This window comes from bacterium, assembly GCA_018814885.1.
Classification (GTDB): Bacteria; Krumholzibacteriota; Krumholzibacteriia; order LZORAL124-64-63; family LZORAL124-64-63; genus JAHIYU01.
In genome coordinates, this window is the sequence record JAHIYU010000073.1 from 1 (window position 1) to 7,115 (window position 7,115).

Sequence of the window (7,115 nt, forward strand, 5' to 3'; positions counted from 1 at the left end):
CCAGTACTACGAGCTTGAGCACTGGCGGGCGGGACTGCGGATCACGCCGCGACCGCAGTTGAGCCTGCTGCTCGGCGGCGGCGGCGGCCGTCACCGGCCCCTGGGCGTGGCCACCGACTGGAGCCTCTTCGGCGACCGCGCCGCAGTCGACGGCAACCTGGCCGTCGAGGGCTTGTCGCGCCGCACGCTCTATGCCGGCCTGCAGGTCAGCTGGCGCGGCCTGTGGCTGCAGGGACTGCAACAGTGGCACCGGGTCAGCGATTCGCCGCTGCCGGATGTGGCGTCCGCCCCGGACGGCACGGCGTGGTACCGCCACCTCGTCCTGAAGGCCGCGTGGCGACAGCGCGACCCCTGGGGCGACGCGTGGGTGCTGCGCGGCAACTGGCACAGCATCGACCGCCAGGCGCCGCTGGAGTGGAAGACCTACCTGGGCGACCACGGCACCCTGCGGGGCTACGAGGCCCTGGAGCTCGTCGGCGACGGGGGCGGTTGGGCCAGTCTGGACGTGCGGTGGAACCTGGATCCGTTCGGGTCGCTGCGGGTGCCGTTGCTGAAGTCCCTCGGCCTGCAGCCCATCACCTTCGCCGACTGGGGGCGCGTCTTCCGGCGCGACGGCCCCCTCGACGACTACCCCGGCGGCCGGGGCTGGCGCGCCGACGTGGGCGTGGGCCTGGGCAAGTACCTGGGTCTCGGCGGCAAGCTGCGCAACGTGCGGCTCTTCGCGGCGAAGCCGGTGGGCGAGGGGGCGCGCGGGTGGCCGTGGATGTACACGCTGGCGCTGGAGGCGTGGTAGGAGTTGATATATTCGACCCAATGGAATGAAATGGATATAACCACTGGAGCCGATATGATCAAGAAACTGTGCAACGTCGGTAACAGCAACGCGTTGATCCTGGACAAACCGATCCTGGAACTGCTCGGACTCGAGGAGGAGGGACAGGTCAAGCTGACCATAAGCGACGGTTCTCTGATCATCACACCCACAGAGCCGCGACCCGTAGATCAGGATCGCTTCGAGTCGAGTCTCGAACGGGTCATCGAGGAACGCCGGCGCGTCTTGAGGCGGCTCGCGGAGTGAGGTCTGAGCCGTTTTATCTGACGACGTCACTGATCGTGCGGATCCACAGACGCATGCTCGCGGAATTCGGCGGCGATCCCGGTCTCAGGGACAGGGGACTGCTCGAAGCCGCCGCCACCATGCCCAGGGCGACCTTCGACTGCGTGTTCCTGCACGACGGCATCCCGGAAATGGCCGCCGCCTACCACTATCACCTGAGCCAGAACCATCCGTTCGTGGACGGCAACAAACGTGTCGCCTTGGCGGCGGCCCTGGTGTTCCTGTCGCTGAACGAGTTGGCACTGGATGCGACAGATGACGAACTGGAAGGCCTCGCCTCGGGTCTGGCCGAGGGTAGGCCGGACAAGAGCGATGTCGCGCGCTTCTATCGCGGGAAGGCCGTCTGACGGTTCACTCCCCTATCCCCAGTTCCCGGATCGCCCCCAGCACCGCGTCGTGCAGCCTGCCGTTGGAGACGATCACGCCGCGGTTGCCCGACAGCTCGTGCCCGCGCGAGAAGTCGAGGTCCCGGCCGTGGATGTCGCTGACCCGCCCGCCGGCCTCCAGGACCACCAGGGCGCCGGCGGCGTGGTCCCAGATCTTCTCGGCATAGGCGGCAGACTTGGGTAGGCGCAGGTAGGCGTCGGCCTCGCCGCGGGCGGTCACGCCGTACTTGACCTGGCTGTCCACGCGCACGCCGGGCGCCGCCACGCCCAGCAGCACGGCGATGCGCGCGGCATCGTCGTGGGAGGAGTGGGCCGCCTCGACCGACTCGCAGAAGCGCAGCCCGGCGGGATCGGTCAGCTCGCTCACCCGCACCGGGACGGGATCGCCGTCGCCGGTCAGGGGCCAGGCCCAAGCACCGTGTCCGCGCACGGCGGTCAGCACCGTGCCCGCGCCCGGACCGTGCGGAGCCTCGTCCAGCGTCGCCCCGAGGTTGGGGCACCCCAGCGCCGCCAGCTCCAGCCGGCTGTCGACGATCAGGGCCAGGGCGATGGCGTACTGCTCACCGCGCAGGAAGCCCTTGGTGCCGTCGATGGGGTCGAGGGTCCAGAAGCGCGCGGTGAAGTCGCGCGAGCTGCCGCGGTCGATCCAGGCCCGGATGTCCCCGGGTTCGGCGCCGGGACGCAGGGTCTGCACGCGATTGGTAACCTGGGCATTGACGACCGCGTTGGCAGGGTCGCGCAGGGCCGCGGCGTCCTCCTCGCCGATCACCGGGTCGGCGGGGAAGGACTCGGCCAGAGCGCGGCAGATCAGCGCCTGGCTGCCGAAGTCGGCCACAGTGACAGGGCTGCGGTCCTGCTTCTGCAGGACGCCGGGGTTCAGCTCGGCCTGCACGGCGCGGCACAGGAGGCCGGCTTCGCGTACGGCCGCAAGGGCGGTCCGGAGTTCTTCGTCATAGGCTGCTGGTTTGGGGTCAGACATGTTTCCTCCGCAGGTGGTGGCGTGTCCAGTCCGGGCAAGATACCATGACTGGTGAGGGAGGCAAGCGGAGGTGTCGTCCGACGGCAGAAAGGGCCGATACCTTGACAGAATATGGGGTATCGCCTATATTCCCGCCCCTGACATGCCGCCCCGCGATGGCGGGCGCGGCCCATACGACTTCATGGTTCCTCGGTAGCTCAATGGTAGAGCATGCGGCTGTTAACCGCAGGGTTGTAGGTTCGAGTCCTACCCGGGGAGCCAATCCTTTTTCTGCGGAATTGGGTGGACATAGTGGTTAACGGTGCGGCCCGGGAGCGAGAGCTTTCGGGTTTATTATTTATACGCAGTTCTGGCAATGGGTTGGGCGGTTTTGACGGGTGGGGTCGGAATCTCTGTTTTGGGAGAGAGAGTTTGGGGTTCGACCGGAACCGTTAGGGGTCACGATCGGACCCCGCTGGGTGGTAGAAAAACTCTCGGATTCTCTGTTTGACGACCCTCTCGGTTTTAGCGGTGGCGAGTACTGCGATCATCGATCGTAACCGTTTGTGGCCCTGATCTCTATCTGGTATGATCCCCCGACGATCTATACAATGCGAGAGGTTTTCTCGTAACTAGCTTTATTGAGGAGGCCATGGCGATCTGGAATCGTTCGGACAAACATGAAGACGCGCGGCGTGCCTACGCTCGCGGCGAAGCCTACTTCGGCCGCAAGGACTATATGAATGCTGCGTCTGCCTACCACGAAGCGGCGCAGCTGGATCCGGATTTTACGCTCGCGCATCGGGACGAGGGTATCAGTCTTGGCAGGGCGAGTAAGGTAAGGGAGTCGGCTGCACCTCTCCGCATCGCCTTCGGACAGGATCGGTCTGACCCACTGACGATGTTGGCGGCTATTCAGGCCCATTTCCACCTCAAGGAAACGCATGAGGTATTGCGCTACGGACGGCATCTCTGGGAGTCCGGTCTGTACCTCGAGGTGCCGGAGGCCCTGCCGCTGGTCGGCCACGCCATGAACGAAAGCGACGATTTCATCGGTGCGAGGGACGTGTTCAGGGCCTGTGTGGAGAGTTCGCCTGATGACATGTCGGCCCGAATTGGTTTGGCAACTGCCTTGCGCAACTTAAACGACTCCGAGGCAAGTGTTCCCCACCTCTTGGTCGTCTACAACAAGGGCTTCAGGGAGCCGGCCGTGTTGATGATGCTTGCGGCCAGCCTGTACGACGTGGGGCGTTACGAGGAATCCCTGCGGTTGTACGAACAGGTCCTCCACGGGGAAGAATCGCAACTACTGCAGCGCGAATCCTACCGGCAAATGGCAACCGCCGCCGAGGCTCTATACAAACAGACAGGTCAAGATATCTACCTTGAGAGGGGATTCCGGTACGAGATGATCCTGACCATCGGCGCCAACGATCAGCAGAAGGCATGCTCTGATCTGATCCATCGCATGCTCATCGCGAACAAGTTCGATCTCGCAATCGAGTTTGCGAATTGCGAAGTTGAAGACGGCGCCTATCTCGTGGCGGCGGAGTTGTTTGCCCAGATCGCGTTCTTCCTCCACGAATTCGTACAGAGTGATGGCCGTGATCTGGAGCTGGCAGCTCGTGCGGCGGAACTCAACCCCGACAATGAAGAACACAGCCAGATGCATGCAGCCTACGAACTCGCGCACGCCCGCCAGGCAGAGGAGCCCATGTCCGTCGCGCATGCGCCGGAAGCGGGGCGAGGGAACGCAACGCCAGCTTTCGGGTCAGGGGCGCCGTCATCGTCGAACGTAGGCGACATGGCCTCCGAACTTGAGAGGGCGACCTCCAACCTGAGCAAAATGATCGGGCTCGAATCGATCAAGCAGGATGTCGCCCGGCTCGTAGATACCCTGCAGGTCGAGATCTTGCGCCGCGAATCCGGCATGCCTGCGAGCAATCTCGTGCTTCACACGGTGTTCACTGGTCCACCCGGGACGGGCAAGACAACCGTCGCTCGCTTGATGGGAGGCATCTTCAGGGCGCTTGGCCTACTGGAGAAGGGACACGTCGTTGAGGTCGACCGGGCTGGGCTGGTAGCCGAGCATGTTGGTGGTACGGCCACGAAGACGGCCGCTCAACTTGAGAGCGCCCTGGACGGTATTCTGTTCATCGACGAAGCCTACACCCTCGCCAAAGAGGGCAACGACTTCGGCGCAGAGAGCATTGATACAATTCTGAAGTTCATGGAGGATCACCGGGATAGGATCTGTATCATCGCCGCGGGATATCCTGATCAGATGCGGAAGTTCCTGGAATCGAATCCTGGCTTGGCGTCTCGCTTTAATCGCACCTTCGTCTTTGCCGATTACACGCCTGCGGAATTGATGGAGCTGTTCGAACTGTTCGCAAGCGAGAAACAGTACCGCTTGACCCATGAGGCCCGAGACAAGTTACAACGATATTTCGATTTCGCCTACCGCTCACGGGACCGTACTTTCGGCAACGGACGTTTCGTCCGCAACACCCTGCAGGAGATCGTCGGCCATCAGTCGCGACGCATCATCGGGCGTGTAGCAGGTGCGGAGACCGCGGCAGAGAAACAGGATTTGCTGTCAACACTCGAACTCCAGGATATCGAGGCGACGCTCGACGATGCCTTCGAGGACTCGGAGCACGATGAGGATCTCGGGGACATCCTAGCTGAACTCAATGGTCTCGTGGGCCTGGAGCGGGTCAAGCAAGACTGCGCCGATCTGATGGCGCTCATCCAAACTAATCGCCAGAGAAGGGAAATGGGGCTTCCCGCCGAGTCTGTTTCGCTGCATGCGGTATTTGAAGGTCCGCCCGGTACAGGCAAGACGACCGTCGCGCGCCTGCTAGGGCGCATCTATCGCAAACTGGGTGTCCTGGCCAAGGGCCATGTCATCGAGGTGGATCGGGCCGCATTGGTCGCGGGCTATGTCGGACAGACCGCGATACGCACCAACGAGGTCATTGATCGTGCACGGGATGGCATCCTATTCATTGATGAGGCTTATTCGCTGATGGGAGGAGGCAACGATTTCGGACAAGAGGCGGTCGATACGCTGCTCAAACGGATGGAGGACGAACGTAATCGACTATGCGTAATCGTAGCCGGATATCCTGAAGAAATGAAACGATTCATCGCTTCGAATCCCGGTCTAGAATCGCGCTTCAACAACACGATACGATTCGATGATTACGATCCCGTGGCGTTGAGCGCTATCTACAGACTGTTGATGGATCGCGCCGGGTATGTTCACACGGAAGATGCCGTGCGGTTGGTTGACGACCACCTGGCTGTCGCCCATGCAACCCGAACTCGGTCCTTCGGTAACGGAAGGTATGTCCGCAATGTCTGCGAAGGTATTCGCAAGGCGCAGGCCCGCCGGTTGGCCTCCCTGACCGAGATCAACCAAGACGCGCTGCGCACCATCACTGCGGATGATGTCGGCCTATATTCCGATACGCTGCGAATGCATTTCGGAGGCTAAAGAACGATTGGAGATAACTATGGGGGTTTTTGGCGGTGACGAACTAGAAAAACTGGTAAAGAAGGGGGATCTAGCGGGGCTGATCGAGATGTTGCGGCGCGAAAAAAACAAAGCGCGCATCGACGAGATCTCGCGTGTCATAATGAAATTCGGGGACCGGGCCGTGCCGCACCTCCTAGACCTATCGACGTCGGACGACAACGAGGAATTCCACAAGGGCAGCCGGATCATTCTTGGCATGGGCAAGGATATCGTTCCGCGCCTGGCGTCTGCGGTGAACGAGGAAGACAAGGACTGGGAATACCGGGCGTCTGCGGTGCGCGCATTGTCCCGCATCGGCGACGGTCGCGCCGCCGAACCCCTACGTCGAGCTGCCCGAAGCGATGCCCGTCGTAGCCCGCTTCTCCTGAACCAAATCGCCATCGCTTTGCGTGAACTCGGCGATGATACGGGCCTCGAAGTGCTCATCGATTGCTTGGACGAAGCTGATGGTCCACTGCAGACCGGTTTGTACAACGCAGCACTTGAGGAGATTGCCGGTCAGAAGTTTGGCCCGGACGCCGAGAAATGGCGGCAGTGGCTTGCGGCCCAGCGCGGAGCCGGCGAGCCGAGGCCGGAAACAGTAGACCTCGGCGATCCGCTGGCGCCGATCATGGAAGAGAACCCGGCGGCCAAGAACCACGGCGACAGCGAACTCGAAAAACTGGCCGCTTACTTCCGCGTATTCGAATTGACAGTGACCCCAGAGGCCCCGGGCCGTTTCCGTGTCGATGATCCTACGAACGAGCTGATGACGACAACCGTCGTGGAGAAGGACGGGTATTTTTGCCTGACCTCGGGGTACATTCTCGGTCCGCTCGCAGGTCAACGTCCCGACATTCTGACGATGGTAGTCTGCGATATGAATAAAGGATCTTCACTCACGCGGTACTACATAGACGACGACGCAGACCTCGCTATGACGGCGGTACTATTGCAACCGGTGAATCCGGATTCCTTTGCGACGTTCATGCGGCTCTGGGGCCTCGACCTTATCTCTATCCACCGCGGACAGATCGGAGAGGCTTTAGGTAAGTTCGTCAGGAGCAAGTGATTCGAGATAATAGGTTTTGTTCACCGAGGTGACTTCTCCATGGGCGTGATATCGGAATC

The 7,115-nt window shown here is 61.8% G+C and carries 6 protein-coding genes and 1 tRNA gene; 6 read left to right on the forward strand and 1 reads right to left on the reverse strand.

Features of this window, described 5'->3' with window-relative positions; genetic code table 11:
- The 3 genes from KJ554_04295 to KJ554_04305 form a co-directional block, all read left to right on the forward strand.
- Positions 1 to 793, forward strand: a 793-nt coding sequence (locus KJ554_04295; protein ID MBU0741559.1) for a ShlB/FhaC/HecB family hemolysin secretion/activation protein, incomplete at its 5' end; no start/stop codon positions are given.
- 54 nt (positions 794 to 847) lie between these two features.
- Entirely contained in the window at positions 848 to 1,078 is a 231-nt protein-coding gene (locus tag KJ554_04300; protein ID MBU0741560.1) for an AbrB/MazE/SpoVT family DNA-binding domain-containing protein, read from the forward strand.
- Positions 1,079 to 1,131: 53 nt separating this feature from the next.
- On the forward strand, positions 1,132 to 1,464 hold the full coding sequence (locus tag KJ554_04305) for a type II toxin-antitoxin system death-on-curing family toxin (protein ID MBU0741561.1): 333 nt from the start codon (positions 1,132 to 1,134) through the stop codon (positions 1,462 to 1,464).
- Positions 1,465 to 1,468: 4 nt separating this feature from the next.
- Here the strand turns inward: KJ554_04305 and KJ554_04310 are convergent, their stop codons facing one another.
- Positions 1,469 to 2,482 carry a 3'(2'),5'-bisphosphate nucleotidase gene (locus tag KJ554_04310; protein MBU0741562.1) on the reverse strand — a complete coding sequence of 338 codons (1,014 nt, stop codon included), beginning with the start codon at positions 2,480 to 2,482 and terminating at the stop codon, positions 1,469 to 1,471.
- A 186-nt stretch (positions 2,483 to 2,668) separates the two neighbouring features.
- On the opposite strand from KJ554_04310, the gene KJ554_04315 reads away from it, so the two are divergent.
- The 3 genes from KJ554_04315 to KJ554_04325 all read left to right on the forward strand — a co-directional run bounded on the left by KJ554_04315 (position 2,669) and on the right by KJ554_04325 (position 7,056).
- Positions 2,669 to 2,743, forward strand: a tRNA-Asn gene (locus KJ554_04315).
- A 370-nt stretch (positions 2,744 to 3,113) separates the two neighbouring features.
- A complete protein-coding gene (locus KJ554_04320) occupies positions 3,114 to 5,963 on the forward strand; it encodes an AAA family ATPase (protein ID MBU0741563.1) in 2,850 nt (949 codons plus the stop codon).
- 7 nt (positions 5,964 to 5,970) lie between these two features.
- The gene (locus KJ554_04325) at positions 5,971 to 7,056 is read left to right on the forward strand and encodes a HEAT repeat domain-containing protein (GenBank protein MBU0741564.1); all 1,086 of its coding nucleotides are present in this window, start codon (positions 5,971 to 5,973) and stop codon (positions 7,054 to 7,056) included.
- The last annotated feature ends 59 nt before the right edge of the window (positions 7,057 to 7,115 follow it).